Annotated in this window: 2 tRNA genes and 1 rRNA gene; all 3 read right to left on the reverse strand. The window is 46.8% G+C overall.

Annotated elements, in window-relative coordinates:
• Positions 1-45: 45 nt before the first annotated feature.
• Positions 46-119 (reverse strand) — tRNA-Ala (locus OMO38_RS20125).
• Positions 120-202: 83 nt separating this feature from the next.
• Positions 203-276, reverse strand: a tRNA-Ile gene (locus tag OMO38_RS20130).
• A 209-nt stretch (positions 277-485) separates the two neighbouring features.
• Positions 486-2,002, reverse strand: a 16S ribosomal RNA gene (locus OMO38_RS20135).
• Positions 2,003-2,231 lie beyond the last annotated feature (229 nt).

Here is a 2,231-nt window from a genome sequence, read left to right on the forward strand (position 1 = left end):
TTTTGGCTCTATCCATTCTACTTTTAAATCAAACTCACAAAACTGTGGAGAATAAGGGAGTCGAACCCTTGACCTCCTGCGTGCAAGGCAGGCGCTCTAGCCAGCTGAGCTAATTCCCCCTCTAGTTGCTGTTGGCTTCTTGCTCATTGCTTTTGGCTTTCTTGCCATCAGCTATAAGCCATTCGCCAGCCGCCTTAATTAGTAGTCTCGGGCAGGCTCGAACTGCCGACCTCTACATTATCAGTGTAGCGCTCTAACCAGCTGAGCTACGAGACTCTGTTATGAGTAATGGGTGATGAGTAATAAGCGATTATTAAATCTCCTTTCCCCTCTTCATTCTCAATCTCTCTTCCCTAATACTAATTTCTAGTGGGTTTTGTATTTTTATAATATAAGCAACCGAGTAAAAACTAAAACGTTTTCTTTTAAGTAAGTGCATGGTACATTAAAGTACCTTTATTTGTTTAACGTCGAAAGACGCTCTAAAATGAGATGTTCCAGCCGCACCTTCCGGTACGGCTACCTTGTTACGACTTAGCCCTAGTTACCTGTTTTACCCTAGGCAGCTCCTGTTACGGTCACCGACTTCAGGTACCCCAGACTTCCATGGCTTGACGGGCGGTGTGTACAAGGCCCGGGAACGTATTCACCGCGCCATGGCTGATGCGCGATTACTAGCGATTCCAGCTTCATAGAGTCGAGTTGCAGACTCCAATCCGAACTGAGACCGGCTTTCGAGATTCGCATCACATCGCTGTGTAGCTGCCCTCTGTACCGGCCATTGTATTACGTGTGTGGCCCAAGGCGTAAGGGCCGTGATGATTTGACGTCATCCCCACCTTCCTCTCTACTTGCGTAGGCAGTCTCACTAGAGTCCTCAACTGAATGTTAGCAACTAGTGACAGGGGTTGCGCTCGTTGCAGGACTTAACCTAACACCTCACGGCACGAGCTGACGACAACCATGCAGCACCTTGAAAATTGCCCGAAGGAAAGTCTATTTCTAAACCGATCAATTCCCATTTAAGCCTTGGTAAGGTTCCTCGCGTATCATCGAATTAAACCACATAATCCACCGCTTGTGCGGGCCCCCGTCAATTCCTTTGAGTTTCATTCTTGCGAACGTACTCCCCAGGTGGCTAACTTATCACTTTCGCTTAGTCTCTGAAGCCGAAGCCCCAAAAACGAGTTAGCATCGTTTACGGCGTGGACTACCAGGGTATCTAATCCTGTTCGCTCCCCACGCTTTCGTCCATCAGCGTCAGTTAAAACATAGTGACCTGCCTTCGCAATTGGTGTTCTAAGTAATATCTATGCATTTCACCGCTACACTACTTATTCCAGCCACTTCTACTTTACTCAAGACCCGCAGTATCAATGGCAGTTTCATAGTTAAGCTATGAGATTTCACCACTGACTTACGAGTCCGCCTACGGACCCTTTAAACCCAATAAATCCGGATAACGCTTGCACCCTCCGTATTACCGCGGCTGCTGGCACGGAGTTAGCCGGTGCTTATTCGTATAGTACCTTCAGCTACTCTCACGAGAGTAGGTTTATCCCTATACAAAAGAAGTTTACAACCCATAGGGCCGTCGTCCTTCACGCGGGATGGCTGGATCAGGCTCTCACCCATTGTCCAATATTCCTCACTGCTGCCTCCCGTAGGAGTCTGGTCCGTGTCTCAGTACCAGTGTGGGGGATCACCCTCTCAGGCCCCCTAAAGATCATTGACTTGGTGAGCCGTTACCTCACCAACTATCTAATCTTGCGCGTGCCCATCTCTATCCACCGGAGTTTTCAATATTCAATGATGCCATCAAATATATTATGGGGTATTAATCTTCCTTTCGAAAGGCTATCCCCCTGATAAAGGTAGGTTGCACACGTGTTCCGCACCCGTGCGCCGCTCTCAAGATTCCGAAGAATCTCTACCGCTCGGCTTGCATGTGTTAGGCCTCCCGCTAGCGTTCATCCTGAGCCAGGATCAAACTCTCCATTGTATGTTTGTCTGACTCACTCAAAGTTTTGACGCTTTAGTTTTTCCTTACTTGGTTGTTATATCTATTTTTCAATGATCTCTCTTCTTACGCTTCCTCAGCTACCCTTTTCTGTCGTTGGGCTTTGCCGTATTTGCGTGTGCAAAAGTAAAACTTTATTTCTAATTGACCAAATGTTTTTTGAAGAAATTTTAAAGTTTTTTAAGTAACCCTAATCTCCTTTTTCAACACT

Origin of the sequence: Chryseobacterium kimseyorum (assembly GCF_025971945.1) — a bacterium.
Taxonomy (GTDB): domain Bacteria; phylum Bacteroidota; class Bacteroidia; order Flavobacteriales; family Weeksellaceae; genus Chryseobacterium; species Chryseobacterium kimseyorum.